The organism is Allobosea sp. 10L422 (assembly GCF_056395345.1).
In genome coordinates, this window is record NZ_JBFTJI010000006.1 from 74,441 (window position 1) to 101,177 (window position 26,737).

Consider the following 26,737-nt stretch of genomic DNA (forward strand, 5'->3'; position numbering starts at 1 on the left):
ACGTGCTTTCTCTATCGTGCAGTTACACGAATTGAGGGGTGGTCATGGATCGAACGTTCGGAGTGGTGTCCCGCGAGGTGCTGGTCGCGGGCGATGGCCTGAGCTTCCTGCGCGGCATCATCGACGGCAGGCACCCGGCCCCGCCCTTCGCCGGGACCATGGATTTCGATCTGGTGGAGGCGGATGAAGGGCGGGTCGTCTTTGTCGGCAGGCCGTCCCCGCGCTTCTTCAACCCGCTCGGTACGATCCATGGCGGCTGGACCGCGACGATCCTCGATTCCGCCATGGCCTGCGCCGCCCATTCCACGCTCAAGCCGGGCGAGGGTTACACCACGCTCGAGATGAAGCTGAACTATGTCCGGCCGGTGATGCCGGATTCCGGCACGGTGCGCTGCGAAGGCAGGCTGATCCATCGTGGCGGTTCCGTCATCACGACGGAAGGCAATCTGCGCGACGAGCGCGGCAAGTTGCTCGCGCACGGCACCGAAACCTGCATGGTGTTTCCGGCGAAAGCTAGCGCCGGCTGACCGCGCCGGCGCCGGCCACGATCAGGAGCGCTCCGAGATAGGTCGTGTAGAGCGGCACCTCGCCGAAGAGGAAGAAGCCGAGCAGGCTCGCCCAGATCAGGGCGGTATATTCGATGGCCGCCAGCCGGGACGCCGCAGCCTTGGCATAGGCCGAGGTAAGCGTGAGATGGCCCGCGACGCCCAGCGCACCGGCGAAGAGATAGATCGCGAGATCCGCCAATGTCATCGGCACGAAGGCGAGGAATGCCGGGACGGCGAGGCACAGCGCCGGCCCGATATTCTGGAAGGCGACGATGACCGTGGGGTGCTCCCGGACCGCGATGCGCCGCAGCAGGATCAGGTTGAAGGCGTAGCTCACCGCCGAGAACAGCGCCGTGGCGACGCCGAGGCTGGCGCCGCTGACATGGCCCTGCAACCGCGGCCAGACCATGACCAGCATGCCGGCGAGGCCGAAGGCGAGCGCCTGCAGCACGCGCCGGTCGATCGTCTCCTTGAGGAGCAGGCCGCCGAGCACCGCGACGAAGACAGGGGCAAGGAACGACAGCGTCAGTGCTTCGGCGAGCGGCAGCACCGAGACCGAATAGAAGAAGCTGCCAGCCGTCAGCACGACGAGCGGGACGCGCGCGACATTGCCGATGATGCTGTCGCGCGTCGGGCGGGCCGGGCGGGCGAGCGCGAGGACGGCGAGCGCGCAGAGGCCGCCCATCAGGAAGCGCATGAACAGCGCGACGATGAAAGGATGCTGCTGCATCTGGCCCTTGATCACCGCATCCATGGCGGTGAGGAGGGCGATGCCGAGCGCAGCGCGCAGGGCGATGGACAAGGTCATGCCGGCGGCGCGGCAAGCGGCTTGCGGAAATGGTATTCCCAGCTCGCGGAGACGTCAGCCAGATAGCGCTCGCCCGGCCAGCGCACGAAACCGAGCTTTTCGTAGAAGCGGTGGCCACGCGCGAAGCGGCTGTCGGACCATAGCATCATCTCGCTGAAGCTGCCGGCCTCGGCGAAGCGCAGCGCCTCGTCGAAGAGCGCCTGCGCCAGGCCCGAACCGCGAAAGGCCGGATCGGCATAGACCTTGGTGATCTCGATTGCGTTCTGCTCCGGCAGCGGCGTGACGCCGAGCGAGCCGGCGATGCCGCCATGGGGCGAATCCGCGATCCAGAGTTTTCCGCCTTTGGCTGCGAAGTGGCTGGCCGGGCGACGCAGTTCGGGAAACTCGGACCATTCGAAATGGCAATTCGGATATTCGGCGAAGCTCGCGGCGATGAGCCTGGCGAGCGGTTCGGAATCAGAATCGCGGGCGTCGCGGATCGGCGGTAGCAAGGCAGTCATGGCGATTGACTTAGAGCATCGGATTGTTCCGAGAAACCCGATTCCACTTTTCGATCCGATGGCCTAGAGGCTGTTAGGGACCATGGCAGGTTTCCTGCGCTTGCCGGTGTCAAAAGACCCTTGCCGCACGGGCGCCGCGACCGAGACAACATGACCGTTCTTCTGCCCTTCATCGTCAATGCCGGGCTGAACTTCGTCCTCGGGTTGCTCGTCGCCCTGTTCCTGGGGCCCGAGGCGTTCGGCCTTTATGCCATCGGCGCCGCGATCGTCGTGCTCATCAACACGGCACTGCTCGACTGGCTGAAGCTCTCGGTCGTCCGCTTCTATTCGGCGCAGAGCTGCGAAAGCGACCCCGGCATCCGCGCGACGCTCGATCTGCTCTTCGCCGGCATCGGCCTTTCCCTTTGCGCGCTCCTGGCGGCGGCGCTGCTCGCCGGAATCGACACGGGCCTGCCGATGACCCTGCTCGCCGTGGCCGTTGCCGGCGGCGTCGGCGCCGGCTGGTTCGACTATCACGGTGCCATCGCCCGCTCGCGCTTCCTCGACGCTGCCTATGCCCGGCTCGTCCTCGTCAGGAGCAGCTTTGCCCTCGCGCTGATGGTCGGCGCGGCATGGTGGCTCCGCGATCCGATGGCCGTCCTGCTGGGAGGGCTGGCCAGCACCATCGTCTCGGTGCTCGCAGTGCGCCGCAGGCTGGCGGATGCGGGGCCGGTTCTTGCCGCCGCACGCGCCGATCTTGCCCGCAGCTTCGCCCGCTACGCACTCCCGCTGGTGGCCGGAAACGCCGTCTATTCACTGATCCCGCTGCTCAATCGCGCCATTCTGGCGGAGCGCTTCGGCCTCGCGGAAGCCGGCTATTTCTCGCTCGCCTCCGATATCGGCCTCAGGCTGTTTCCGGTGCTGGCCTCGATGCTGGAGATCCTGCTGCTGCGTGAGGTCATTCGCCTCGACGAGACGCGCGGCCGCCCTGCCGCCCAGAAGCGCATCGCGCGCAACATGGTGGGCGTGCTTGCCGTCGTGCTGCCCGTTGCGCTCGGCTTTTGGCTGACGCTGCCGGCCTTCGAACGCCTCGTGGTGCCGGCCAGCTTCCGAGGTCACTTCGCCTACTACATGGCCCTGCTGCTGCCCGGCTTCGCCGCCATCGCGCTGTTCCAGGCGGCGATCTACCCGGTCTTCCTGCTGGCAAGGCGCACCCTTGTCGCCACCTTCGCGGCCCTCGCCGGATTATCCGTCAATCTCGCCGCGATCTTCGCAATACCGGGCGCCTCCGGACCGGGAACGATCGCGATTTCGCAAAGTGCCGCCTTCGTGACGGCCTTTGCAGTGACGGGAATCGTGGCCTTGCGCAGCTTGCCGTCCTGGCCGCCGCTGCGCGATCTCGGCTGTGTCGTCCTCGCCGCTGCCGTGATGGTTCTCGTGGTCTGGCCGCTGCAGAACCGCCTGCCGGCTCTGGCGGAGCTGCCGCTCCAGATCGGCCTTGGCGGGTTGGCCTATGCGGTGGCGATTCTCGCCTGCGATGTCGGCCGCTGGCGCAGTGGCCTGAAGCTGCGCTGGCTCGCCCGAAAAGGGTTAAAGCGCTGACCCGCGCTGCAACACTTCCTTCACCCTGCGGCTTGATGCCCCGCTAAGGTTAATTCCGCGAATTGGCTGGGTTTCGGCGTGATTCGCGTGCTGGAACTCCGCGATTCACCATTCCTTTCAGGCCATTCCGCAGGTTTTCGGCAGCCGATGTCGAGAGTCTTGCGTCATGCGTCGAACGATTGTCCTTCCGTTGCTGGTCGCTGCCGGCACCCTCACCACCAGCGCAGCCATGGCGCAGGGCTATGGCTATGCCGCGCCCCGTGATCCGATGGCAGCGGCGCACGGCCGCGCGAATTACGGCGGCGGCTTCATCGAGATGCTGATGACGGGCCGTGACCCCACGCCCTATGGCCGCGGCGGTGCCGTCTATAACCGTCCCGGTGGTCAGTACGCCTACGGCCAGAACGTTCGATCTGCCCCCGGCTACGAGGCCGATCCCTTCGAGGCCGCGCGCCAGCCGGAGGCCGGTCGCCGTGTGGCGGCGCTCGGTCAGCCTGTCGAGCCGCAGCAGGGCATCCAGCAACTCGTCGACCCGCGCTTCCGTAAGCAGGAAGTCGCTTATGACGGGCCGCACAAGCCCGGCACCATCATCATCGACACGCCACAGCGCTTCCTCTTCCTGGTGCAGCCGGGTGGCCGTGCCCTGCGCTATGGCATCGGCGTCGGCCGCCCCGGCTTCTCCTGGGCCGGGATGAAGACGGTCTCGCGCAAGGCGGAATGGCCGAGCTGGACGCCGCCGGCGGAAATGCTCAAGCGCCGCCCCGATCTGCCGCGCTTCATGGCCGGCGGGCCGGAGAATCCGATGGGTGCGCGCGCCATGTATCTCGGCTCGTCGCTTTACCGCATCCACGGCACCAACGAGCCGAACACGATCGGGCAGGCCGTTTCTTCGGGCTGCATCCGCATGACCAATGACGACGTCCAGGACCTCTATGAGCGCGTCCGCGTCGGCGCCAAGGTCCTGGTGATCTGAGTTAGGAACTGCCGATCGCGATGCCGACGGCCAGCACGAGCAGGCCGCCGAGGATGATCTGCACGATGGCGGAGCCGAACGGCGTATCCATGTAGCGCCAGCGCACCCAGGCGATCACCACGAGCTCGCAGGCGACGATCACGCCGGCGATGGCGGTCGCCAGCCAGAAATCGGGGATGAGATAGGGCAGGGTGTGCCCGAGCCCGCCGATCGTCGTCGCGATGCCGCAGGCGCCGCCGCGCACCCAGGGGTGGCCTCGCCCGGTGACCACGCCGTCGTCGGAGAGTGCCTCGGTCAGGCCCATGCTGATGCCGGCGCCGATCGAGGCCGCGAGGCCGACGACGAAGGCGTTCCAGGAATCATGCGTCGCGAAAGCCGCGGCGAAAATCGGCGCCAGCGTCGAGACCGAGCCGTCGATCAGCCCGGCGAGTGCCGGCTGGACGATCTGGAGCACGAACAGCCGCTTCCGCGTCTCCTCTTCCTCATCCGCTGCGCCCGAGGTCTTGAGTTCTTCGCCGAGCCGCTCGGCGAGGCTCTCATGTGCGCGTTCCGCCTCGGCAAGGTCGGCGAGAAGCTTCCGGGTGCCGGTGTCCACAGCGCGCTCGGCTGCGCTCGCATAGAAGCGGCTCGCTTCGAGCTCCATCAAGGCGGCATGCCGGCGTGCCGCGTCGAGCTGCAGGTCTTCGTGCAGCCAGACCGGGTTGCGCTTGAAGAAGCCCTTCACGTCCTGTCGTGTGATGAGCGGCAGCTCCTTGCCGAAACGGCTCTCATAAAGGGCAAGCAGACTATGGCGGTGGCCGTGCTCCTCGGCCGCCATCTCCTCGAACATCCCGGCCGAATGCGGATAGTTGGCACGCAGGCGCTGGGCGAAGGAGAGGTAGATGCGGGCATCCTCCTCCTCGTTCGAAATGGCGAGGGCGAGGATTTCGGCCTCGCTGAGATCGGTGACGCGTTTCATGGGAGACTCGTAGATTAGAATAATTCCAATCTACGAGCTCTGGATTACAAAGGGAAGGGCTCGCCCCAAAAAAGAACGCCCGCCTTTTGGGCGGGCGTTGCGGAGACTCTGACGTCAGACCCAGCTGTCGTCGTCGCCGGAATCGAAGCCGGGATCGTCGTCGTCATTGTAATTGGCCTGCTGGGTGTCGGCCTCGCCGTCATAGCCCTGGCCGTGATCCGAGCGATCCTGCGCCGCCTGGTCGGACGAGCCGCGATCATAGGCCGCCTGATCCGAGGCGCCCTGATCATAGGCCGCCTGCTGCGTATTGGCGCCGGCATTGGCGTTCGTATCGGCTGCGGCCGCCGGGGTTGCGGCCTTCGCAGCCCCGCCCGCGCCACTGAAGGCGTTGGCAAGGACGTTGCCGAGAACGACGCCGCCTGCGACGCCCGCCGCCGTGCTCAGTGCGCTCGCCATAAAGCCGCCGCCGCGGCCGGGCGCCTGCTGCGGCTGATTGCTCCATGGGCCGGGCTGCATCGGCGCGGCGGTCTGTGGAGCGGCTTGCATCGGAGCGGCCTGCATAGGCTGGCCCTGCGGCTGCGTGTTCCAGGCGCCGGAGGGGGCCGGCGCATCGGCTCGCGGCGTCACGGATGGTACCGACCCGGTGCGCGGCACGTTGCCGCCACCGAAGATGCCGGACAGGAAGCCGCCGGCAGCCGGTTGGGCCGCAGCCTCGCTCGCTCGCTTCTCGGCGTCGCGCAGCTGCGCCTGCAGGGCTTCGACCTGCTGGTGCAGATTGGCGAGCGCCTGCTCCTGCACATAGACAGCCTGGGCCATGGCATAGGGCGCATAGGGCTGGTCGCGCAGGCGTTCTGCGATGAAGTTTTCAGCCTCGGGGTCGCGGGGCTGGTTGGCCGCCTGCCTGAGGCGGTCGAAAATCCCGGCGATCACGTCGCGTTCTTGCGGCGTCATCGTCATCTCCTCTCGTTACGCGGCGCGGTTGCGCCGCGTTGAAGAGGTGGGACCGGCCTGTGACAGTATCAAGGCCGTGGCCGCGGCAAGCTGCCGCGGATCAGATGCTGCCATCGAGATCGTCGTCCGGCGGCGGCATCTCGTCGACCTCGGAGCCCGGCTGCAGCGTGCCGCGGTTGAGCACCAGGACCGACGTTCCGGTCGGCACGCGGCTATAGAGGTCGATGATGTCCTGGTTGAACAGGCGGATGCAGCCCGAGGAGACGGACTTGCCGATCGACCACGGCTCGGACGTGCCGTGGATGCGATACATCGTGTCGCGGTTGCCCTGGTAGAGATAGAGGGCGCGCGCGCCGAGCGGGTTCTCGAGACCGCCAGCCATGCCGGCCGCCCAGGGGCGGTTGCGCTCCGGCTCGCGGGCGATCATCGCCGGGGTGGGCGTCCAGCGCGGCCACTGCGCCTTGCGCGCGATGGTTGCGCGGCCGCGCCAGGACATGCCTTGCTTGCCGACGCCGATGCCGTAGCGGATCGCCTTGCCGCCCTCCTGGACGAGATAGAGGAAACGATTGTCGGTATCGACGACGATGGTGCCGGGCTGCTCGCGGGTCGGATAGGAGACGATGCGGCGCAGGAAGCGCGGATCGACCTCGGTGAGGTCCGTTGCCGGCAGCGGGTGCAGCTCGTCCGGCCGCTCGCCATACATCGACAGGTATTCGGGGCTGACCTGCGGGCCCCTGGGAGCAACCTCGTAGGGCTGCTGGCGCTGGCCCACGCAGGCGGCGAGGAAGAGCGGCGTCAGGGCGGCGAAGGCGCGGCGTGTCGGGCGGGCGAGGGGAGAGGCAGACGGGCGGGCGGGGGACATCGACGGCAAACTCGGCGTTACGTGCGGGGCGGAAGTCAACGGTGGGACGGCGCCGCGGTTCCATGCGCCGTTGCAGGCTTCCGTTCAAGGCGTCCGTCATGGCCGCGGGGTGAACAGGAAGTGACCAAATTGTGGCCGTGCAACTCTGTTGCCGATCGGCAACAGCGCGGGCGCCCGCCCGATTTCCTGCAGAGCCGGCTAGACTGCCTGCCGCAGCCCCCATTTGAGCAGGCCCAGCCGCTCGCGGCTCCACCATCGCGCAAGCATCATGGCTGAGACGACGGCGAGCCCGACCACCAGACCTATCCAGATGCCGCGCCCCGCGAGGGGCGTCAGGAAGCCGAGCGCGGCGGAAAGCGGAAGGCCGATACCCCAGTAGCCGATGCCGGCGAAGATCATGGGCACGCGCGTGTCGCCGAGCCCGCGCAGGATCGAGGCGCCCACGACCTGAGCCCCGTCGGCGAGTTGGAAGACCGCTGCGTAGAACAGGAAGATCATCGCGAGACCGGTGACTTCGGCGGCTCCGGGGGTCGAGCTGTCGAGGAAGGGCGCGACGAGCCATTGCGGCGCGAGCGCCATGAGGAGCGCGGTCGAGGCCATGAAGCTCAGGGCGAGGATCAGCGCCATGGCGCCGGCGCGCCGGATGCCCTCGGCGTCACCGGCGCCGAAGGCGCGACCGACCCTGACCGTGCCCGCCTGCCCGATGCCGAGCGGCACCATGAAGGTCAGCGAGGCGATCTGGATCGCGATGGCATGCGCCGCGAGCGGGGTTTCGCCGAGCAGTCCCATCATGAAGGCGGCGCCGTTGAAGATGATGACCTCGAAGGCGACCGTCAGGCCGATCGGGAAGCCGATCCGCCAATAGGTCCGGTAGCGCGGCCAGTCCGGCACCCAGAAGCGGCCGAGCAGGTGATACCGGCGGAAGTGCCGGTCGAGCGAGACGACGAGCGCGAGGCCGGCGAACATCAGCGTCGAGGATAGCGCCGTCGCCAGCCCCGAGCCCGGCAGGCCGAGCGCCGGGAAGCCGAGATGTCCGAACATCAGGCACCAATTGGCGAAGGCGTTGAAGGCGACGGCGAAGAGCACGACGATGAAGGCCCAGCGCGGCCGCTGCAGAGCGGCAACGAAGCCGCGCAGGCACAGATAGAGGAAGAAGGGCAGCAGGCCCCATTGCAGCGTGTGGATGTAGGACGCCGCCGCCTTCGACAAAGCGGGGTCCTGGCCCATCGCCGTGAGGATGAATTCGGCCTGCCAGAGGACAACCCACATCGGCCCCACCATGGTCGCGGCGGCCCAGAAGCCCTGCCGGACGGTGCGGCGCAGATCGCGCACCGCATGCTTGTTGCGGCCGAGTTCGATCGCGATCATCGGCGACACCGCGCTCATCACGCCGATGCCGAAGATCAGGAAGGCGGTGTAGAGGTTGCCGCCGAGCGCGCCGGCCGCCAGCGCCCGTGGACCGAGATGGCCCATCATCACGACGTCCGTGGCCGTCATCGCCGTCTGCGCGACATTGGTGAGCACCATCGGCCAGCTCAGGGCGAGCATGGCGCGCGCTTCCGCGAGCCAGGGATGAAGCGGTTTGGAGACGTCGGCAGGCAACATGCGGTGATTTCCCAGGGGCGCCGCTTCTACCGCCGATTGCAGCGCCGAAACAGCCACACCCATGGCTGACCACGCCCGGAGCCGATGCGCTGGACGCGGGTCGACAAGTTCAGCCGCGGTCTGCATCTTGCCTCGCCGATTGCTGGAGGGCCTGAACCGATGAGCACCAATCTGAGGATCGACGCCGCGAGGCTGACCTCGCGCCTGGCGGAACTCTCGACGATCGGTGCCACGCCGGAGGGAGGTTGCCGCCGGCTCGCCCTGACCGATGAGGACCGGCAGGGCCGCGACTGGCTGGTGGGTCAGATGAAGGCGCTCGGCCTCGATGTCCGCGTCGATGCAATCGGCAATATCGTCGGCATTCTGAAAGGCCAGCAGGATGGGCCGGCCGTGGTCATGGGCTCGCATATCGATACGGTCGGCACCGGCGGACGCTTCGACGGGGCGCTCGGCGTCGTTGCCGGCGTCGAGGTTCTCGCGGCTTTGCGCGATGCCGGGCTGACGCCGAAGCGCGACATGGCCGTGATCGCCTTCACCAACGAGGAGGGCGCGCGCTTTCATCCCGACATGCTCGGCTCCTATGTCTGGGCCGGCGGCATGAGTGTCGAGGCGGCCCACAGGGAAGGCGATTCCGAGGGCGTGGGTCTCGGCGCCGAGCTGCGGCGCATCGGGTACGAAGGCGCCGAGCGGCCGGGTTTCCTGCCGGCTCATGCCTATGTCGAACTCCATATCGAGCAGGGGCCGGTCCTTGAGAACGAAGGCGGCGGCCTTGGCGCCGTCACCGGCATTCAGGCGATCTGCTGGCTGGAACTCACCCTCAAGGGCCGACCGAGCCATGCCGGCACGACGCCGATGGCCTATCGCAAGGACCCAGGCCTCGCCGCTGCGCGCATCAATATCTTCGCCAATGAGCTGACCAAGACGATCCCGCACCAGCTCGCCAATTCCGGAGTCATTCGCGTACAGCCCGGCAACGTCAATGTCGTGCCCGAGACGGTCGTCATGACGCTCGATCTGCGCAACCCGCTCGACGCGCCGCTGGCCCAGGCGGAGGAGGCGGTGCGCCGCTTCTGCGCCGAGCTCGCGGAACGCGACGGCATCGAGATTTCCTTCCGCGACCTCGCGCGTTTCCCGGCGACGCCTTTCGCCGAGGACCTGATTGCCGAGGTCGAGCGCAGTGCCGGCGAATTCGGCCTCCCGATCCGGCGGATGATCTCGGGCGCCGGCCATGACGCGCAGATGATGGCGCGGCTCTGCCCGACGGCGATGGTCTTCATCCCCTCGATCGGCGGGCTCTCGCACAACCCGGCCGAATTCAGCACCGACGAGGATATGGTCGCCGGTGCCAATATTCTGCTCAGCACAGCCTGGCGCGTCGCCAACGCCTGAAAGCGCTTGAACAAAATGGGCCCTCAGCCTGAGAAGGCCCGGAAGGGCCGTCTCGAAGGATGCTCCCCGAGGCTCTGGAACCATCTGAAGCATCCTTCGAGACGCCGCCGGCGCGGCTCCTCAGGATGAGGGCTCAAATTTTCGATGAGGCTGCAAAAGGACCTTCGATGACGACGATCGCCTCGCTTTCCGCCGCCGAACTCGGACCGCTCTACGCCAGCAAGCAACTCTCGCCCGTCGACGTCGCCAAGGATGCGCTGGCGCGCATCGAGCGCTTCGAGCCGCAGGTCAACGCCTTCGTCGTCCGCGACGAGGCCATCACGCTGGCAATGGCGGAAGCCTCTCAGGCGCGCTGGCTGAAGGGCGAGGCGATCGGCCCGCTCGACGGCGTGCCGGTTACCATCAAGGATAATCTCGGCGTTGCCGGCTGGCCGATGCGACGCGGCTCGGCGGTGGCTTCCGAGGCGCCCTTCGCGGAGGATTCGCCCGCGACGGCGCGGCTGCGCGAGGCCGGCACGGTCTTCCTCGGCAAGACCACCATGCCGGAATATGGCTGGAAGGGCGTCGGCGATTCTCCGCTTTCCGGCATGACCCGCAATCCCTGGAACACGGGTACGGGCCCCGGCGGCTCGTCGTCCGGCGCGGCGGTCTGCGCCGCGCTCAATCTCGGCTGCATCCATCTCGGCACGGACGGGGCAGGCTCGGTGCGCATCCCCGCCGCCTTCACAGGCGTCGTCGGGTTGAAGCCGAGCTATGGCCGCGTTCCGGCCTGGCCGATCTCGACCATGGGCTTCCTCGCGCATCTCGGTCCGCTGACCCGCACGGTGGCCGACACTGCGCTGGCGATGAAGGTGATCGGCCAGCCCGACGCGCGCGACATGACCGCGCTGACGGACCGTCCGCCCGATTATGTCGACGGGTTGAAGGGCGGCGTCAGGGGCCTGCGCGTGGCGTGGTCGCCCCGCCTCGGCCAGGATGTCATCGTCGATCCCGAGATCGCTGCGCTGACGGCTGCTGCCGCACAGGTCTTTGCCGAACTCGGTGCGACGGTTGAGGAAGTCGATCCCGGCTTCGCCGATCCGATTGAGACGCTGATGACGATCTGGGCCTCCGGGGCGGCTCTGGCGCTGCGCAGTGTCGATGCCGTCGGGCGGGCACAGATGGACCCCGGCCTCGTCGCCGTCGCGGAGTTCGGTGAGCGTATCCCGGCTTCGACTTATGTCGATGCGCTGCTGAACCAGCGCAATGCGTTGGCTCACCGCATGGCGCAGTTCCATCAGCGTTACGACCTGCTGCTGACGCCGACATTGCCGCTGCCGGCCTTCGCTGTCGGACGCAACACGCCCGAGCATGGCGCCTATGGCGAGGACTGGACGCGCTGGACGCCTTTCACCTACCCCTTCAACATCACCGAGCAGCCGGCGGTGTCGGTGCCTTGCGGCCTGACCGCGGCGGGGCTGCCGGCGGGGCTCCAGATCGTCGGAGCCTTCGGGAAGGACGCGCTCGTGCTGCGGGCAGCCGCTGCCTTCGAGCAGGCCAGGCCGTTCGCGCGCGTCGACCTGCCCATCAAACCGATTTAATCGCGAATTTTTTCGCGATCCCTGAAAAACAGCCGAAACGCTGCTCCGGGAGCCGGAAATGCCGGCTCTGGTCCCTGAAGTTCCGTCTGGCACGAACCGTGCACGCGTTCGGCGGCCTTAATCGGGCGCCGCTGCGTGTTGTCAGGCAGGATTTTTCTGCTCAGACTTACGGCAAGGCAGCCCGATCAGAGGCGCCGCTTCAGGGGAGAACATGATGGATCGCAGGACGTTTCTGAAATCCGCGACTGGCGCCGGCATGGCCGCGGCAACGGGCGGGCTGGCGATGCCGGCGCTGGCACAGGGCGCGACCAAGACCCTGCGCTTCGTGCCGCAGGCCAATCTCGCGAACTTCGACCCGATATGGGGAACGCAATACGTCGTCCGCAACGCCGCCGCGCTGGTGTGGGACACGCTCTACGGCATCGATTCCAAGTTCCAGCCGCAGCGCCAGATGGTCGAGGCCGAGGAGGTCTCCTCCGACGGCCTGACCTGGACCTTCAAGCTGCGCTCCGGGCTGAAGTTCCATGACGGCACACCGGTGACCTCCAAGGACGTGGTCGCGAGCCTGGTGCGCTGGTCGGCGCGCGATCCGATGGGCCTGATGATCCGCGCCATTCAGGTGGAGCTTGTGCCCGTCGACGAGCTGACCTGGAAATGGTCGCTGAAGCAGCCCTTCCCGAAGATGCTGCTGGCGCTCGCCAAGAACAACGCGCCCTGTTCCTTCGTCATGCCGGAGCGCATCGCCAAGACCGACCCGTTCACCCAGATCACGGAATATGTCGGCTCGGGGCCGATGAAGTTCCTGCGCAGCGACTGGGTTCCCGGCGCCAAGGCGGTGTTCGAGAAGTTCGCGGATTACAAGCCGCGCTCCGAGAAGGCGGATTGGCTCGCCGGTGGCAAGAACATCCTTGTCGACCGGGTCGAGTGGGTGATCATGCCGGACGCGGCGACGGCGGCCGCCGCGCTTCAGAACGGTGAGATCGACTGGTGGGAAACGCCGCTCGCCGACCTCGTGCCGGTGCTCAAGGCCCACAAGGACATCAACGTCGATATCGGCGATCCACTCGGCAATATCGGCGCCTTCCGCATGAACCACCTCTTCCCGCCCTTCAACAATGTGAAGGTGCGTCAGGCGGTCCTCACAGCGCTGAACCAGGAAGACTACATGCGTGCCGTCGTCGGCGACGACGACAAGCTCTGGAAGCCGCTGCCGGGCTTCTTCACCCCCGGCACGCCGCTCTACACGGAAGAGGGCGGCGACATCCTGAAGAAGCGCAATGTCGCCGAAGCCAAGAAGCTCCTCGCCGAGTCCGGCTACAAGGGCGAGCCGGTCGTCTGCATCGTCGCGCAGGACATGGCCGCCACCAAGTCGATGGGCGACGTCACGGCCGAGCTGCTCAAGAGCATCGGCATGAATGTCGATTTCGTCGCCACCGACTGGGGTACGGTCGGTTCGCGCCGCGCCCAGAAGACACCGCCGGGGCAGGGTGGCTGGAGCATGTTCCATACCTGGCATGCCGGCGCCGACTGCATCAATCCGGCCGCCTACACCGCGATCCGCGCCAATGGCGAGAAGGCCTGGTTCGGCTGGCCGGACGTGCCCGCGGTCGAGACCGAGGTGACCAACTGGTTCAACGCCAAGGATTTGGCCGGCGAGAAGGCGGCGATGGCCAAGCTCAACAAGGCGGCGGTCGAGAACGTCGTCTACGCGCCGACCGGCTTCTACCTCGGCTATCAGGCCTGGCGGAAGAACGTCTCGGGCGTCGTCAGCGGCCCGCTGCCGTTCTTCTGGGACGTCGCCAAGGCCTGACCTCTCTTCGCGGGGCGGCCTGGCCGCTCCGCCTTTCGGGGCCGGCCGGGCTCCGACACTTCGCCTCGCCCCGACCCGGAAGAAGACCGGGCCGCGGTTCCCAGGTTCGGCGTGAACGAGGTTCCACGGCTTTATGTTTGCTTTCGTCGTCAGACGCATCATTACGACCATCCCCGTGATGGCCTTCGTGGCGTTGTTCGTCTTTTCGCTGCTCTATATCGCGCCGGGTGATCCCGCGGCCATCATCGCCGGTGACCAGGCTTCCCCAGCCGATGTCGAGCGCATCCGCGCCAGCCTGGGGTTGGACCGTCCCTATCTGGTCCGCTTCGCCGAATGGTCCTTCCGCGTGATCCAGGGCGACCTCGGCACCTCGATCTTCACCAACCTGCCGGTGACGCAGCTCATTTCCCAGCGCATCGAGCCCACCGTCTCGCTGATGGTGCTGACGCTGATCTTCGCCGTCGTCATCGCCGTTCCGATGGGCGTCATCGCCGCCTGGAAGGCCGGCAGCTGGATCGACAAGGCCGCGATGGGTTTCGCCGTACTCGGCTTCTCCGTGCCGGTCTTCGTCGTCGGCTATCTGCTCGCCTATTTCTTCGCGCTGAAGCTCGATTGGCTGCCGGTGCAGGGCTACACGCCGATTTCGCAGGGCTTATGGCCCTGGCTCCGGAACCTCATCCTGCCCTCGATCACCCTCGGCCTCGTCTACATCGCGCTGATCGCCCGCATCACCCGCGCCACCATGCTCGAGGTGCTGCAGCAGGACTATGTCCGCACCGCCCAGGCCAAGGGCGTGTCGCAGAAGGACGTGCTCTTCCTGCATTCGCTGAAGAATGCGGCGGTGCCGATCGTCACCATCATCGGCATCGGCATCGCGCTGCTGATCGGCGGAGCCGTCGTCACCGAGAGCGTCTTCGCCATCCCCGGCCTCGGCCGGCTCACCGTCGATGCCATCCTGCGGCGTGACTACCCGGTCATCCAGGGCGTCGTGCTGATGTTCAGCCTGGTCTACGTGCTCGTGAACCTGCTGATCGACCTGACCTATACCCTCGTCGACCCGAGGATCCGCTATTGACCGCTCAATCCTCCATCCCGGCCCCGGCCGTCGCTGTTCCCGCTGAGCCGGTCAAGGCTGCGCTCAGCCGCTCGGCCCGCTTTCGTCGCTATCTGCGCCGGCACCCTTCCGTGGCGATCGGCGGCGGCCTGCTCGTCCTGATGGCGCTCATCGGCATCTTCGCGCCGCTGCTCGGCACGGTCGACCCGACCGCCATCTCGCCGAGCCGGCGCACGCGCATGCCCTCCGAACTCTACTGGTTCGGCACCGACATGCTCGGGCGCGACATCTATTCGCGCGTGATCTATGGCGCGCGTGTCTCGCTGCTCGTCGGCTTCAGCGTGGCGATCCTGTCGTCGGTCGTCGGGCTCACCATCGGCCTCTTCGCCGGCTTCGTGCGCTGGACCGACGGCATCATCATGCGCGTCATCGACGGCATGATGTCGATCCCGCCGATCCTGCTCGCCATCGCCCTGATGGCGCTGACCCGGGGCTCAGTCGGCAACGTCATCATCGCCATCACCGTCGCCGAGATTCCACGCGTGGCGCGCCTCGTGCGCGGCGTGGTGCTGTCGCTGCGCGAACAGCCCTATGTCGAGGCTGCGGTGGCCAATGGGGCGCGCGTGCCGCGCATCATCATCAGACACATCCTGCCGAACACCTTCGCGCCGATGAGCGTCCAGGCGACCTATATCTGCGCCAGCGCCATGATCGTCGAAGCCATCCTGTCCTTCATCGGCGCGGGCGTGCCGCCGGCGACGCCGTCCTGGGGCAACATCATGGCCGAGGGCAGGGCGCTCTGGCAGGTCCGCCCGCACATCATCCTGTTCCCCGCGGTGTTCCTCTCCCTCACCGTTCTCGCAGTGAACATGCTCGGTGACGGCCTGCGCGACTCGCTCGATCCGCGCCTCGCGAAGTCCATCTGAGGACCAGCCCCGCAACTGGGACAACCCACGCCCCGCATTGCCGGCGCTTGACGCGCCGGCTCAGTGCTTGAAAGCCTTGTCCGCAGGGTGATCTTCATCCGGAGCCTATGACGTGACCCGCATCCTGACCGTCGCCGCCGCCCAGCTCGGCCCCATCCAGCGCGATGAAAGCCGGGCTTCGGCCGTGGCTCGCATGGTCGAGCTGATGCGTCAGGCCAAGGCGCACGGCGCCGATCTTGTCGTCTATCCGGAAGCGGCGCTCACGGCCTTCTTCCCGCATTGGTGGATCGACGACGAAGCCGAGATCGACGGCTATTTCGAAAGCGCGATGCCTTCGAACGAGACTGCTGCGCTGTTCGAGGAGAGCAAGCGCCTCGGTGTCGGCTTCCATCTCGGCTATTGCGAGCTTGCCTTCGAGGAAGGCCGCAAGCGTCGCTTCAACACCGCGATCCTGGTCGACAAATCCGGCGCGATCGTCGGCAAGTACCGCAAGATCCATCTACCCGGCCATCCCGAGCATCGTCCCGAAGCGCCGTTCCAGAATCTCGAGAAGCGCTATTTCGAGACCGGCAATCTTGGCTGGCCCGTCTGGCGGACGATGGACGCGAATATCGGCATGATGATCTGCAACGACCGCCGCTGGCCCGAGAGCTACCGCTCCATGGGCCTGCAGGATGTCGAGCTGATCGTGCTCGGTTACAACACGCCCAAGCACAACCCGCCGGCGCGGGACCATGACCGGCTCGGCAATTTCCACAACCAGCTCGTGATGCAGGCGGGCGCCTACCAGAACGCGAGCTGGGTCGTCGGCGTCGCCAAGGCGGGCCTTGAGGCCGGCGTCGACCAGATCGGCGGTTCCTGCATCATCGCGCCGACCGGCGAGGTCGTCGCTCAGGCCGTGACCGAAGGCGACGAACTCGTCGTCGCCCGTTGCGACATGGATCTTGGAAAGAGCTATAAGGCCTCGACCTTCAATTTCGCCAGGCATCGCGAGCCCCAGGCCTACGGCCTGATCGTCGAGCGCAAAGGCGCCGTCTCCCCGGTTTGATCACCCCAGAGGACTAAAATGACTCACGATCTCATCCTGAAGGGCGGCCGCGTCATCGACCCGTCGCAGAAGCACGACGGCGTGCTCGACGTGGCCTTCACGGACGGAAAGGTGTCCGGCTTCGGCAAGGACCTGAAGGACGCCAAGGAGATCCGCGACGTCTCCGGCTACATCGTCTCGCCGGGCCTGATCGACCTGCATACCCATGTCTACTGGGGCGGCACCTCGCTGGGCATCGACGCCGACGAGTTCTGCCGCGTCTCCGGCGTGACGACCTCGGTCGATACCGGCTCGGCCGGCCCCGGCAACTGGGCGGGCTTCCGCAAGCACGTCATCGAGCCGAGCCAGGCGCGCATCCTCGCCTATCTCCACGTCTCGCACGCCGGCATCTACGGCTTCGAYCATCGCGTCATGGTCGGCGAGAGCGGCGATCTGCGCCTGATGAACCCGATCGACTGCGCCGAGGTCGCCGACAAGAACCGCGACTATATCGTCGGCATCAAGGTCCGTGTCGGCCTCCACGCCTCCGGCACCTCCGGCACCGTGCCGCTCAACATCGCGCTGCAGGTGGCCAACGAGGTCGGCATGCCGCTGATGTGCCACATCGACCATCCGCCGCCGTCCTATGAGGAAGTCATCGGCATGCTCAGGCCGGGCGACGTGCTGACCCACGCCTTCCGCCCCTTCCCGAACGCTCCCTCGACCGCGCAGGGCACGGTGAAGCCGGAGGTGCTCGCCGCCCGCAAGCGCGGCGTCATCTTCGATATCGGCCACGGCAAGGGCTCGTTCTCCTTCAAGACCACCCGCGCCATGCTCGCCAACGGCTTCGAACCGGACGTGATCTCGTCCGACGTGCACAAGCTCTGCATCGACGGTCCGGCCTATGACCAGGTCACCACCATGTCGAAATTCCTCTGCATGGGCATGAGCCTGAACAACGTCATCGCCGCCTCGACCGTGAACGCCGCCATGGCGCTGAAGCGGACCGAATACGGCTCGCTCAAGGTCGGCTCGCTCGGCGATGCGACGATCCTCACCGTCAAGGAAGGCAAGTTCGACTACGTGGACGTGGTCGGCGAGCACCTGGCGGGCGACCGCAAGATCGTCTCCGAGGGCGTCGTGCTCAAGGGCAAGTGGTGGCACCCGAAGCGGACGAGCAAGTTCCCGAAGGTCGCGGCTTAATTGCCGCGCCGGACTCGCGGCGTCGTTCTCGGGCGAAGCGAAGCGCAGACCCGAGAATCTCGGGACGTTGACGCGCAGGAGCTTCCCTCGGCAGGAGATGCTCGGGTCAAGCCCGAGCATGACGTGCGAGAAGCCGGCTGGCGCCTTATGGCGCCGGCCGATCTTCCGGCGGTGATGGCGATCGCGGCCATTGTGCATCCGGGCTACCCTGAGGATGAGCCGGTCTTCGCCGAGCGGCTGCGTCTGGCGCCTGAGGGCTGCCATGTCCTGGCGGCCGATGACGGGGCGCTTCGAGGCTACCTCGTCAGCCACCCCTGGCCGGTTGGTGCGGTGCCCGCGCTGAATTCAATGCTCGGCGCGATCCCCCCCGGCACGCGGAACTGGTATATCCACGACCTCGCGCTTTTGCCGGAGGGCAGGGGCGGCGGCGCTGCGGGGCGGATCGTGGCCGAGATCGCGCAGCACGCGATGCGAGCCGGCTTCGCCAGCCTAGCGCTCGTCGCCGTGAACGGCTCGACCGGCTTTTGGCGGCGGCAGGGCTTTCGCGAGGTGCATGACCCCGCCCTTGCCCGCAAGCTTGCGAGCTATGACGATGCGGCCCGCTACATGCGCCGCGATTTGCAGAATTGACAGAAGACGCCGGCGCGACAGACGTCGGCGACAATCGAAGAGAGGAATGCCATGAGCGCCGAGGACAGGCTGAAGGAACTGGGGTTGACGCTGCCGGAGGTGCCGACGCCGGTCGCCACCTATGTCAGCTTCAAGCAGGTCGGCGACATCGTCTATCTCTCCGGCCAGGGGCCGAAGCGGGCCGACGGCACCTATCCGACCGGCAAGGTCGGCAAGGACGTCACGATCGAGGAAGCCTATGAGCATGCCAAGCAGACCGGCCTCGGCCTGCTCGCGGCGATGAAGAAGGCGACGGGTTCGCTCGACAAGGTCGAGGTGGTCAAGCTCCTCGGCATGGTCAACGGCGCCCCCGATTTCGCCGACCAGCCCAAAGTCATCAATGGCTGCTCGGACCTGTTCGTCGCAGTGCTCGGCGATCGCGGCCGCCATGCCCGCTCCGCCGTCGGCATGGGGTCGCTGCCGAACAACATGACCGTCGAGATCGAAGTCATCATCAAGGTGCTGCCATGACTGCCGCTTCGACCAGCGTGACCGCCACCACCTCGCCGGCCGTCGATCAGCCGGCGGCCACCCCGCTCGCGGCCGAGATCGCGCGCGTCTACGGCACCCCGGCCGTGGTTGTTGACCTCGACAAGGTCGATGCCAACATCGCCCGGCTCCAGGCCGCCTGCGACACAGCCGGCGTCGCCAACCGCCCGCACATCAAGACGCATAAATCGCCGGAGCTCGCGCGGCTTCAGATCGAGGCCGGCGCGCGCGGCATCACCTGCCAGAAGCTCGGCGAGGCCGAGGTCATGGCCGATGGCGGCCTCGACGACATCATGATCAGCTACAACATCCTCGGCGAGGAGAAGCTGGGCCGCCTCGGGGCGTTGCAGCGTCGCGTCCGGATGATCGTGGCCGCCGATAACCCGGTCACGATCTCCGGCCTGCCGCGCGCTGCCGAAATCGCCGGTCGCGACCTCGAAGTCGTCGTGGAATGCGACACCGGCCGCAAGCGCGCCGGCGTCGAGACGCCCGCAGAGGCAGTCGAACTCGCCAAGATGATCGACGCCTCGCCGGGCCTGCGCTTCGCCGGCTTCCTGATGTACCCGCCGGAAGATGGCTGGGAGCGGACGCAAATCTTCCTCGACACCGCCAATGCCGGGCTGCGCGATGCCGGCCTCAAGGCCGATATCATCTCGACCGGCGGCTCGCCCAACATCCCCAACATGGGCAAGCTCAGGGGCGCGACCGAGCATCGCTCGGGCACCTCGATCTTCAACGACCGCATGCAGATCGCGGCCGGCGTCGCCACGCTCGATGACTGCGCGCTGACGGTCTACGCCTCGGTGGTGAGCCGGGCGGCGCCGGAGCGCGGCATTCTCGATTCAGGCTCGAAGACGCTGACCAGCGACAAGGGCAATCTCGACGGCCACGGCTACATCCTCGAATATCCACGGGCGCGGATCGCGCAATTCGCCGAGGAGCATGGCTTCCTCGACCTGTCCGGCTCGAACGAGCGGCCCGTGGTTGGCGAAGTCGTGCGCATCGTGCCGAACCATGTCTGCGTCGTCGTCAACATGGTCGACCGGCTGATCACAGTGCGCGGCGACAAGCTGATCGGCGAGCTGCCGGTCGCGGCGCGCGGCAAGCTGACGTAAGGCAGGCTGGCGTCGGGATTGTCAGTTCTGTAGAAGCCGCGACCCCTTCAGGATCATGTCGGAGGACGCTTTTGCCGTGAAGCGTCCGCTGGCCTGGATCGTGATGTCGCGGCCGTGCAGCTCGGCGGTCCCGTCCTTCTTCAGGTTCAGCCGGGCATCGCCGCTTCTCAGGAGCGCCGCGTCTGCACTCGTCGCCGTGAGGGTCTTGCCCGCAGCGACGTTCATTTCCCGCTCGGCTTTGATCGTCAGCGTCTTGGCGCTGGCGATCTCGAAATTCACCGTCGCGTTCAGAGTGCAGTAGCGGGTATCGAGAGAAACCCCTTGCCCTCCCGCGATCTGAAGCCGTCCGGCGACGGCGAAGCTCATACTGCCCCCGACGGAGAGAGCGAGCGTGCTGCCTGCCTGGATCGCACAAGGGCCGCCGCTCAGAAGCGTCAGCCGGCTCGCGGCGCTGATGGTCATGTTGCCGGCTCTGTCGACCGAGATCGCCTGCGTCAGAAGAGCGATCTGGGCCTCGAGCGCTGCGACGCGCCGCTGAAGGCTATCGACATCCGCATCGGCCATCGCAGCCTCCTGTCCATCGGCAAGGGCGAGGTGACGAAGCGTCAGGTTAGCATGCCGGGCTCGCGTCGCGGAAGCGCTGGCTCGGTTATCGGCCTTCCGGGTGCCGCGCGTTCCAGTTGGCGGCATAGTCCTCGCATAGCCTGTCGAGCTCGGCCCGGTCGGTAACGCCCGCCGGCCGGCTGCGCGAGGGCGCCGCCTGCTGGAACGGCACGTAGCGCTGGTGCGCGACGCGCCAGAGCCGGCGCAGCTCCGCCAGCGGGTCGGCATGGTCGTCGACGCGGATGTCGAAGCTCGGCACCGGCTCGCCGTTCCAGATGCGGATCGCGGCGGATTGCCGGCCGCGCTTGTCGCCGCCGGCCTTCTCGCCGGCTTCGAGAGCAACCAGCAGGCGCTCGTCGAAATCGAGCGCCGAGGCGGCGATATAGGCCTTCAGCGTCTCCTGCACGACCTCCGGTCCGGCCAGCATGTTGCCGGCGACCGAGACCTGCGGCCCGTCCACCGCTCCGCACCAGTCGATACAGGCCGCGCCCGTATGGGCTGCGATCCTGCCGTCGCGGTCGATGACATGGAGCTGGCGATGGGCGCGGCCTTCATCGGCCGCCGTCAGCGTCGCGACGATCTCGAGGGCCGAACGCCCCTCTTGCAAGAGCCTCAGGCCGTCGACGCCGTAGAGCGGATTGACGAAGGCCTGCGTCGCGATGGCGCCGATCCGGCCGCCGCCATAGGGCACGCGTGATCCGACGGCGAAGGCACAGGTCGAGACGGCGACGCCATAGGCGCCGGTGGCGACGTCGCGCGCGACGATGGACCAGGTCATGCGGCTAGTTCCTCAGCGGCCGGCGGCGTAGGCCTGCATCAGACGCGGCGTTGCTGCGGCGCGCAAGAGCCCGTCGGCGCTGCGTTCCGCCGCGGTGAGACGCCCCACGGTCCAGGCCGGCGCCTTTTCGATGGCGTGGCCGCGGCGCTCCAGCTCGGCGAGCGCGGCCGCACCGATGCTCTCCTCGATCATCATGTGGCCCGGCCGCGAGCTGCGCGGGTAGAACGAGGAGGGGAAATGCTGCGTGTGGAACAGCGGGAGATCGATCGCCTCCTGCAGGTTGAGGCCGTGATGGACCCGCCGCAGGAAGAGGCCGAGCTGCCATTGTTCCTGCTGGTCGCCGCCCGGCGTGCCGAAGGCAAGGCGGGGCTGCCCCTTCTCGAAGGCGATCGACGGGGTCAGCGTCGTGCGCGGACGCTTGCCCGGCGCCAGCGAGGAGGGCAGGCCCTCGTCCAGCCAGAACATCTGCGCGCGCGAGTTGAGCGGGAAGCCGAGTTCCGGGATGACCGGCGAGGATTGCAGCCAGCCACCGGAGGGCGTCGCCGCGATCATGTTGCCCCATTTGTCGATGACGTCGATATGGACGGTGTCGCCCTTGCGCCCGGCCGCGACCATCGAGGCCATGGTCGGCTCGCCGACGCTGGCGCCGCCCTGTCCCGGCTGGGCGATCGCGCCGAGCGCCTTCAGCGCATGCGCGACCTGCGCCTCGTAACCGGGTACGATGCCGGGGCGCAGCTCCAGCGAGGCGCGCTCGCTGATCAGGCTGCGCCGCGCGGCGGCATAGTCGGCCGATAGCAGGGTATCGAGCGGGACCTTCACGAAATCCGGGTCGCCGTAATAGGCCTCGCGATCGGCGAAGGCGAGCTTCATCGCCTCGACGACATGGTGGACGAATTCGGGGCTCGCCGGCCCCATTCCGGCAAGGTCGATGCCTTCAAGGATCTTCAGCGTCTGGAGGAAGGCCGGACCCTGACCCCACGGCCCGATCTTGAAGACCTCCCAGTCGTGATAGGTCACGGAGGTCGGCGTCTCGTAGGTCGGCTGCCAGTTTGCCATGTCCTGCGCGGTCAGCAGGCCCTTGTTGCGGCGGCCCGAGGAATCCATGACTTCGGTGGTGCGGCAGAAGCGGTCCATCGCCTCCGCGACGAAGCCCTTGTACCAGGAATCATAGGCCGCCTGGATCTGCTCCTGCCGGTCGGAGCCTGCGGCCTCCGCCTCGCTCAGGATGCGCTTGTAGGTCGCGGCTGCCGCCTTGTTGGCGAAGAGCTTGCGCGCCTCCGGCACATTGCCGCCGGGCAGATAGACGGCTCCCGAGCTCGACCATTCATTGGTGAAGAGGTCGGTGAGTTCCCGGATCGAATCCGAGACGCGCGGCAGCATCGGATGCCCGTTCTCGAAATAGCCGATGGCCGGCTCCAGAACCTCGCGCAGCTTGAGCCGGCCGTGGTCGCGCAGCAGCGTCATCCAGCCGCCGAAGGCGCCGGGGATCACGGTCGCGAGCAGACCGGAACCGGGGATCAGGTCGAGGCCGAGCGCCTTGTAGGCGGCGATTGTCGCCGCCTGCGGGGCAGGTCCTTGCGCGCAGAGCGTCTCGACCTTCTGGGTTTCAGCCGAATAGAACACGGCCGGCATGTCGCCGGCCGGGCCGACGAGATGGGGCTCGACCACCTGCAGCACGAAGGCGGCGGCGGCGCAGGCATCGAAGGCGTTGCCGCCCTTCTCCAGCATCGCCATGCCGGAGGCGGTGGCGAGCCAGTGCGTCGAGGTGACGACACCGAAAGTGCCGAGGATTTCGGGGCGGGTTGTGAACATGGGCGTATCCCTGAAGCCTAGTTTTCTTTCGGATCGAGCGCGTCGCGCAGGCCGTCGCCGAGGAGGTTGAAGCCGAGCACGGCAAGGAAGATGCAGACGCCCGGCGCCACCGACATCCACGGCGCCTGCTCCATGAAGTTCTTGGCGACGTTGAGCATCTGACCCCAGGACGGCGACGGCGGCTGCTGGCCGAGGCCGAGGAAGGAGAGGGCGGCTTCCAGGATGATCGCCTGCGCCATGAACAAAGTCGACTGCACCACGATGGGGGACAGGGTGTTGGGCAGCACATGGCGGAACATCAGCCTCGCGTCCCGCGCGCCGACCGCGCGGGCGCCTTCGACGAAATCCTCCATCTTCACGCTCATCACCTGGCCGCGCACCAGCCGGATGAAGATCGGCACAGCCGCAAGCCCGATCGCGATCATCGCATTGGTCAGCGACGGACCGAGCACGGCGGCGAAGGCGATGGCGAGGATCAGGAAGGGGCAGGCGAGAAGCGCCTCGGTGACGCGGGAGATCACGATATCGGTCCAGCCGCCATACCAGCCCGCCAACATTCCGAAGGGCAGGCCGACCGCCACCGCGATCAGCACCGAGACGATGCCGGCGAGCAGCGAGGCCCGCGCGCCGAAGAACAGCCGCGAGACCTGATCGCGCCCCAGCTCGTCGGTACCGAACCAGTAGAGCTCCGAGGGCGGCTTGCGGATGGCGAGGAAGTTGGACTTGAACGGGTCGGCCAGCGGTAGGATCGGCGCGAACACCGCCATCAGCACGAAGATCAGAACGAGCCCGCCGCCGATCAGCGCAGACTTGTTGCGGACGAGCCGGGCGAGCACGCCCGGACGTGCCGTGACGCCGCTCGCAGAGCCTGCGGCGGAAATGGAATCGAGCGATGCCATCAGCCGGACCTCAGGCGCGGATTGACGAGGATGTAGAGGATATCGGCCAAGAGGTTCATCAGGATGAAGCCGATGGCCGTGCACAGCACCACGCCCTGCACCACGCCGTAGTCACGGTTGAACACGGCATCGACGATGAGCTTGCCGAAGCCGGGGATGGTAAAGACCTGTTCGGTCAGCACCGCGCCCGCCAGCAACTCGCCGAAGAGCAGGGTCGTCAGCGTGATGATCGGCACCAGCGCGTTGCGCAGCGCGTGGCGATGCACCACCGTATCCTCGTCGAGCCCCTTGGCGCGGGCGGTGCGGACATAGTCCGAGCGCAACACCTCCAGCATCGCCGAGCGGGTATGGCGCATCAGGAAGGCGGCGAGCCCGTTGCCGAGCACGAAGGCGGGCATGATCAGCCGCTGGATCGCCTCCCAGGGGTGGACGAAGATCGATTCATAGCCCGAGGCCGGCAGCCATTTCAGGTGCACCGACACCAGCAGGATCAGCATGATCCCGAACCAGAAATTCGGGATCGACAGCCCTGACAGCGCGACTGCGCTGGCGGAGTAGTCGACGATCGTGCCCTTGCGCCGCGCCGCCAGGATCCCGATCGGGATGCCGATCGAGATCGCGACGAGGATCGAGGCGGTGGCGAGCTGGATCGTCACCGGCAGCTTCTGCAGGATCAGCCCGAGCACCGGCTCGCCCGTGCGCAAAGAGCGGCCGAAATCGCCCTGGACCACTTGTCCGAGCCAGGCGAAGAACTGGACGAAGATGGGATCGTCCATGCGGTAGATCTCGCGCAGCCGCGCGATCACCTCCGGGTCGCGCTCCTCGCCTGCGATGACGAGGAAGGGGTCGCCCGGCAGCGCGCGCTGCAAGGCAAAGACGAAGAGCGATACCAGGAACAACGTCGGTATCGCGATGAAGAAGCGGCGAATGATGAGCGTGGCCATGGGCCACTCCTCACGGCATGAGCGCCGTCACGAGCGCTTCAGCCCGGCAAGCCGGATCATCCCGTCCGGGTTGATCACGAAGCCCTGCAGGTTGGAGCGCAGCGCGAAGAATACCGTCTGGTTATAGAGATAGATGATCGGCAGATCGTCCTGCAGGATCTTCTGCGCGGCGTCGTAGAGCTTCTTGCGCTCGGCTGGCTCATAGACGGTGCGGGCCTGGTTCAGCAGGCGGTCGACCTCCGGATTGGAGTATTTTCCGTCGTTCTGGCCGCCGCCCGTGGTGACGAAGGGATGGATGTTGCCGTCTGGGTCGATGCGGCCGGACCAGCCGATCCGGCTCATCTGGAACTTGCCCTGCTGCTGGTCGCGCAACTGACTGGCGAACTCGGTCGAGCGAATCTGGATGTCGATGCCGGCTTCCTGCGCCATCGCCTGGATGACCTGGCCGAGCTGGGCGTCGACGGGGTTGTTGGTGACGAAGAGCTCTGCCGAGACCTTGGGCTGTCCGGCTTCCTTGAGCAGGGCTTTGGCCTTGGCGACGTCGCGAGCCGGAACCGGAAGGTCGGCGCTGATGTAGAAATTACCCGGGTTGAACGGCTGGTTCATCGGCTCATAGAGCCCCTCGAACACGACCTGGCTCAGCACCTTGCGATCGATGGCAAGCGACAGCGCCTGACGCACGCGCTTGTCCTGCCCCATCGGCTGTTTCGCGGCCTCGCCATTGTTGGTGTTGATGGTGATGCCCTGATAGCCGAGATTGGCCATGCTCATGACCTTGAGCGATTTGTCTGATTGAGCCGATTTCACATCGGTCGGCGCAAGACGTTCCAGCATGTCGAGCTCGCCCGAGCGCAGATTGGCGAGGCGGACTGTCGTGTCCGGGATCGAGCGGTAGAGAATGCGGTCGAAATTGTACTTGTCCGCCTCCCAATGCTCCCGAAATTTTTCCAGGACGATGCGGTCGTTCTGGACGCGCTCGACGAACTTGTAGGGGCCGGAGCAGACCGGCTTCGCGGTGACGTCGCCGGAGAGGCTTTTGGGCGAAAGCATCATGCCGGCACGGTCGGTCAGCTGCGACAGCAGCGTGGCGTCGGGCCGCTTCAGCTTCAGCAACAGCGTCGTGGCGTCCGGCGCCTCGACCTTGTCGACCGAGGCCAGTTCCGATTTGCGCAGCGAATCCGGCAAGGTCATCGCGCGCTCGAGATTGGCCTTGGCAGCTTCCGCGTTGAAGGGCTCGCCGTCGTGGAACTTCGCATCGCTGCGCAGCTTCATGGTCAGCGTCAGCCCGTCGGCGGAGAAGTTCCATTCCGTCGCCAGCCGTGGCACCAGCTTCAGCTCCGGCGTGATGTCGACGAGCCTGTCGCACAGGCCCATGAAGACGATGCGGCCGACGAAGGTGCGCGCCTTGTGCGGATCGAGCATGTCGGGGTCTTCCTGCAGCCCGATGCGCAGGGTCGAGGGCGTCTGCGCGAGCGCCGGCAAGGTGGCGAGCGCGAGAGCGGCGGCAGAGACGGCGACCTTCAATAGCTTCATGCTTTCCCCCGTTTTTGATGGTTTTGGGAAGACGCACCCGGCGATGCCGGCAAATGCCGCCGCGCCGAATTCGTTCCTCATGGCACCAACCTGACTCAGAATGGCGGGGCCGTCGATCAT

At 66.8% G+C, this 26,737-nt stretch carries 25 protein-coding genes; 13 read left to right on the plus strand and 12 right to left on the minus strand.

Features of this window, described 5'->3' with window-relative positions:
- Window positions 1–44 precede the first annotated feature (44 nt).
- Window positions 45–527, plus strand: coding sequence for a PaaI family thioesterase (locus AC1DEZ_RS13785; protein ID WP_441511050.1), 483 nt, complete (start codon window positions 45–47; stop codon window positions 525–527).
- Here the strand turns inward: AC1DEZ_RS13785 and AC1DEZ_RS13790 are convergent.
- Together AC1DEZ_RS13790 and AC1DEZ_RS13795 are read right to left on the minus strand one after the other, a co-directional pair.
- Entirely contained in the window at window positions 514–1,356 is an 843-nt protein-coding gene (locus tag AC1DEZ_RS13790; protein WP_441511051.1) for a DMT family transporter, read from the minus strand. The two genes, AC1DEZ_RS13785 and AC1DEZ_RS13790, sit on opposite strands and share 14 nt — an antisense overlap.
- A complete protein-coding gene (locus AC1DEZ_RS13795) occupies window positions 1,353–1,856 on the minus strand; it encodes a GNAT family N-acetyltransferase (RefSeq protein ID WP_441511052.1) in 504 nt (167 codons plus the stop codon). The genes AC1DEZ_RS13790 and AC1DEZ_RS13795 overlap by 4 nt, the downstream gene beginning before the upstream one ends.
- A 150-nt stretch (window positions 1,857–2,006) precedes the next feature.
- Between AC1DEZ_RS13795 and AC1DEZ_RS13800 the strand changes: the two genes are divergently transcribed.
- Window positions 2,007–3,437 carry a lipopolysaccharide biosynthesis protein gene (locus tag AC1DEZ_RS13800; protein ID WP_441511053.1) on the plus strand — a complete coding sequence of 477 codons (1,431 nt, stop codon included), beginning with the start codon at window positions 2,007–2,009 and terminating at the stop codon, window positions 3,435–3,437.
- Between the two features lie 166 nt (window positions 3,438–3,603).
- Window positions 3,604–4,410: a L,D-transpeptidase gene (locus AC1DEZ_RS13805; protein WP_441511054.1), complete on the plus strand. Its 807-nt coding sequence runs from the start codon at window positions 3,604–3,606 to the stop codon at window positions 4,408–4,410.
- 1 nt (window position 4,411) lies between these two features.
- Here the strand turns inward: AC1DEZ_RS13805 and mbfA are convergent, their stop codons facing one another.
- From mbfA to AC1DEZ_RS13825, 4 genes are all read right to left on the minus strand, one after another.
- Window positions 4,412–5,368 carry an iron exporter MbfA gene (gene mbfA, locus AC1DEZ_RS13810; RefSeq protein ID WP_476779819.1) on the minus strand — a complete coding sequence of 319 codons (957 nt, stop codon included), beginning with the start codon at window positions 5,366–5,368 and terminating at the stop codon, window positions 4,412–4,414.
- 114 nt (window positions 5,369–5,482) lie between these two features.
- Window positions 5,483–6,319 (minus strand): DUF2076 domain-containing protein, encoded by an 837-nt coding sequence (locus AC1DEZ_RS13815; RefSeq protein WP_441511056.1) that lies wholly within the window; start codon window positions 6,317–6,319, stop codon window positions 5,483–5,485.
- Window positions 6,320–6,419: 100 nt separating this feature from the next.
- A complete protein-coding gene (locus AC1DEZ_RS13820; protein ID WP_441511057.1) occupies window positions 6,420–7,181 on the minus strand; it encodes a L,D-transpeptidase in 762 nt (253 codons plus the stop codon).
- Window positions 7,182–7,379: 198 nt separating this feature from the next.
- Window positions 7,380–8,786, minus strand: coding sequence for an MATE family efflux transporter (locus tag AC1DEZ_RS13825; protein WP_476779820.1), 1,407 nt, complete (start codon window positions 8,784–8,786; stop codon window positions 7,380–7,382).
- A gap of 159 nt (window positions 8,787–8,945) precedes the next feature.
- Here AC1DEZ_RS13825 and AC1DEZ_RS13830 point away from each other — a divergent pair, with 159 nt between their 5' ends.
- The 10 genes from AC1DEZ_RS13830 (at window position 8,946) to AC1DEZ_RS13875 (ending at window position 20,048) form a co-directional block, all read left to right on the plus strand.
- Window positions 8,946–10,175 (plus strand): M20 family metallo-hydrolase, encoded by a 1,230-nt coding sequence (locus AC1DEZ_RS13830; protein WP_476779821.1) that lies wholly within the window; start codon window positions 8,946–8,948, stop codon window positions 10,173–10,175.
- 167 nt (window positions 10,176–10,342) lie between these two features.
- Window positions 10,343–11,755, plus strand: a complete 1,413-nt coding sequence (locus AC1DEZ_RS13835; protein ID WP_441511060.1) for an amidase — start codon at window positions 10,343–10,345, stop codon at window positions 11,753–11,755.
- A gap of 214 nt (window positions 11,756–11,969) precedes the next feature.
- Window positions 11,970–13,565 (plus strand): ABC transporter substrate-binding protein, encoded by a 1,596-nt coding sequence (locus AC1DEZ_RS13840; RefSeq protein WP_441511061.1) that lies wholly within the window; start codon window positions 11,970–11,972, stop codon window positions 13,563–13,565.
- 133 nt (window positions 13,566–13,698) lie between these two features.
- Window positions 13,699–14,640 carry an ABC transporter permease gene (locus tag AC1DEZ_RS13845; protein WP_441511062.1) on the plus strand — a complete coding sequence of 314 codons (942 nt, stop codon included), beginning with the start codon at window positions 13,699–13,701 and terminating at the stop codon, window positions 14,638–14,640.
- Window positions 14,637–15,545, plus strand: coding sequence for an ABC transporter permease (locus AC1DEZ_RS13850; protein WP_441511063.1), 909 nt, complete (start codon window positions 14,637–14,639; stop codon window positions 15,543–15,545). The genes AC1DEZ_RS13845 and AC1DEZ_RS13850 overlap by 4 nt, the downstream gene beginning before the upstream one ends.
- A gap of 112 nt (window positions 15,546–15,657) precedes the next feature.
- Window positions 15,658–16,593 (plus strand): N-carbamoyl-D-amino-acid hydrolase, encoded by a 936-nt coding sequence (locus tag AC1DEZ_RS13855; RefSeq protein ID WP_441511064.1) that lies wholly within the window; start codon window positions 15,658–15,660, stop codon window positions 16,591–16,593.
- An 18-nt stretch (window positions 16,594–16,611) separates the two neighbouring features.
- Window positions 16,612–17,775, plus strand: a complete 1,164-nt coding sequence (locus tag AC1DEZ_RS13860; protein WP_441511065.1) for an amidohydrolase/deacetylase family metallohydrolase — start codon at window positions 16,612–16,614, stop codon at window positions 17,773–17,775.
- A gap of 123 nt (window positions 17,776–17,898) precedes the next feature.
- Complete coding sequence (locus AC1DEZ_RS13865; protein ID WP_441511066.1) at window positions 17,899–18,405, plus strand: GNAT family N-acetyltransferase; 507 nt, start codon at window positions 17,899–17,901, stop codon at window positions 18,403–18,405.
- A gap of 51 nt (window positions 18,406–18,456) precedes the next feature.
- On the plus strand, window positions 18,457–18,915 hold the full coding sequence (locus AC1DEZ_RS13870) for a RidA family protein (RefSeq protein WP_441511067.1): 459 nt from the start codon (window positions 18,457–18,459) through the stop codon (window positions 18,913–18,915).
- Window positions 18,912–20,048 carry a D-TA family PLP-dependent enzyme gene (locus AC1DEZ_RS13875; protein ID WP_441511068.1) on the plus strand — a complete coding sequence of 379 codons (1,137 nt, stop codon included), beginning with the start codon at window positions 18,912–18,914 and terminating at the stop codon, window positions 20,046–20,048. The genes AC1DEZ_RS13870 and AC1DEZ_RS13875 overlap by 4 nt, the downstream gene beginning before the upstream one ends.
- Window positions 20,049–20,069: 21 nt before the next feature.
- Here the strand turns inward: AC1DEZ_RS13875 and AC1DEZ_RS13880 are convergent, their stop codons facing one another.
- The 6 genes from AC1DEZ_RS13880 to AC1DEZ_RS13905 form a co-directional block, all read right to left on the minus strand.
- Window positions 20,070–20,612 carry a DUF2345 domain-containing protein gene (locus tag AC1DEZ_RS13880; RefSeq protein ID WP_441511069.1) on the minus strand — a complete coding sequence of 181 codons (543 nt, stop codon included), beginning with the start codon at window positions 20,610–20,612 and terminating at the stop codon, window positions 20,070–20,072.
- Window positions 20,613–20,697: 85 nt separating this feature from the next.
- Complete coding sequence (locus tag AC1DEZ_RS13885) at window positions 20,698–21,429, minus strand: DUF1028 domain-containing protein (RefSeq protein ID WP_441511070.1); 732 nt, start codon at window positions 21,427–21,429, stop codon at window positions 20,698–20,700.
- Between the two features lie 12 nt (window positions 21,430–21,441).
- Entirely contained in the window at window positions 21,442–23,241 is a 1,800-nt protein-coding gene (locus AC1DEZ_RS13890) for a gamma-glutamyltransferase family protein (protein ID WP_441511071.1), read from the minus strand.
- A 17-nt stretch (window positions 23,242–23,258) separates the two neighbouring features.
- Window positions 23,259–24,140 (minus strand): ABC transporter permease, encoded by an 882-nt coding sequence (locus tag AC1DEZ_RS13895; protein WP_441511072.1) that lies wholly within the window; start codon window positions 24,138–24,140, stop codon window positions 23,259–23,261.
- Window positions 24,140–25,084 (minus strand): ABC transporter permease, encoded by a 945-nt coding sequence (locus AC1DEZ_RS13900; protein ID WP_441511073.1) that lies wholly within the window; start codon window positions 25,082–25,084, stop codon window positions 24,140–24,142. The genes AC1DEZ_RS13895 and AC1DEZ_RS13900 overlap by 1 nt, the downstream gene beginning before the upstream one ends.
- Window positions 25,085–25,111: 27 nt before the next feature.
- Window positions 25,112–26,617 carry an ABC transporter substrate-binding protein gene (locus tag AC1DEZ_RS13905; protein ID WP_441511074.1) on the minus strand — a complete coding sequence of 502 codons (1,506 nt, stop codon included), beginning with the start codon at window positions 26,615–26,617 and terminating at the stop codon, window positions 25,112–25,114.
- Window positions 26,618–26,737 lie beyond the last annotated feature (120 nt).

Bases quoted from the DNA above. Each gene is read 5' to 3' on its own strand.
- AC1DEZ_RS13785 (WP_441511050.1), top strand. From the start codon at position 45: ATGGATCGAACGTTCGGAGTGGTGTCCCGCGAGGTGCTGGTCGCGGGC.
- AC1DEZ_RS13790 (WP_441511051.1), bottom strand. From the start codon at position 1,356: ATGACCTTGTCCATCGCCCTGCGCGCTGCGCTCGGCATCGCCCTCCTC.
- AC1DEZ_RS13795 (WP_441511052.1), bottom strand. From the start codon at position 1,856: ATGACTGCCTTGCTACCGCCGATCCGCGACGCCCGCGATTCTGATTCC.
- AC1DEZ_RS13800 (WP_441511053.1), top strand. From the start codon at position 2,007: ATGACCGTTCTTCTGCCCTTCATCGTCAATGCCGGGCTGAACTTCGTC.
- AC1DEZ_RS13805 (WP_441511054.1), top strand. From the start codon at position 3,604: ATGCGTCGAACGATTGTCCTTCCGTTGCTGGTCGCTGCCGGCACCCTC.
- mbfA (WP_476779819.1), bottom strand. From the start codon at position 5,368: ATGAAACGCGTCACCGATCTCAGCGAGGCCGAAATCCTCGCCCTCGCC.
- AC1DEZ_RS13815 (WP_441511056.1), bottom strand. From the start codon at position 6,319: ATGACGCCGCAAGAACGCGACGTGATCGCCGGGATTTTCGACCGCCTC.
- AC1DEZ_RS13820 (WP_441511057.1), bottom strand. From the start codon at position 7,181: ATGTCCCCCGCCCGCCCGTCTGCCTCTCCCCTCGCCCGCCCGACACGC.
- AC1DEZ_RS13825 (WP_476779820.1), bottom strand. From the start codon at position 8,786: ATGTTGCCTGCCGACGTCTCCAAACCGCTTCATCCCTGGCTCGCGGAA.
- AC1DEZ_RS13830 (WP_476779821.1), top strand. From the start codon at position 8,946: ATGAGCACCAATCTGAGGATCGACGCCGCGAGGCTGACCTCGCGCCTG.
- AC1DEZ_RS13835 (WP_441511060.1), top strand. From the start codon at position 10,343: ATGACGACGATCGCCTCGCTTTCCGCCGCCGAACTCGGACCGCTCTAC.
- AC1DEZ_RS13840 (WP_441511061.1), top strand. From the start codon at position 11,970: ATGGATCGCAGGACGTTTCTGAAATCCGCGACTGGCGCCGGCATGGCC.
- AC1DEZ_RS13845 (WP_441511062.1), top strand. From the start codon at position 13,699: ATGTTTGCTTTCGTCGTCAGACGCATCATTACGACCATCCCCGTGATG.
- AC1DEZ_RS13870 (WP_441511067.1), top strand. From the start codon at position 18,457: ATGAGCGCCGAGGACAGGCTGAAGGAACTGGGGTTGACGCTGCCGGAG.
- AC1DEZ_RS13875 (WP_441511068.1), top strand. From the start codon at position 18,912: ATGACTGCCGCTTCGACCAGCGTGACCGCCACCACCTCGCCGGCCGTC.
- AC1DEZ_RS13880 (WP_441511069.1), bottom strand. From the start codon at position 20,612: ATGGCCGATGCGGATGTCGATAGCCTTCAGCGGCGCGTCGCAGCGCTC.
- AC1DEZ_RS13885 (WP_441511070.1), bottom strand. From the start codon at position 21,429: ATGACCTGGTCCATCGTCGCGCGCGACGTCGCCACCGGCGCCTATGGC.
- AC1DEZ_RS13890 (WP_441511071.1), bottom strand. From the start codon at position 23,241: ATGTTCACAACCCGCCCCGAAATCCTCGGCACTTTCGGTGTCGTCACC.
- AC1DEZ_RS13895 (WP_441511072.1), bottom strand. From the start codon at position 24,140: ATGGCATCGCTCGATTCCATTTCCGCCGCAGGCTCTGCGAGCGGCGTC.
- AC1DEZ_RS13900 (WP_441511073.1), bottom strand. From the start codon at position 25,084: ATGGCCACGCTCATCATTCGCCGCTTCTTCATCGCGATACCGACGTTG.
- AC1DEZ_RS13905 (WP_441511074.1), bottom strand. From the start codon at position 26,617: ATGAAGCTATTGAAGGTCGCCGTCTCTGCCGCCGCTCTCGCGCTCGCC.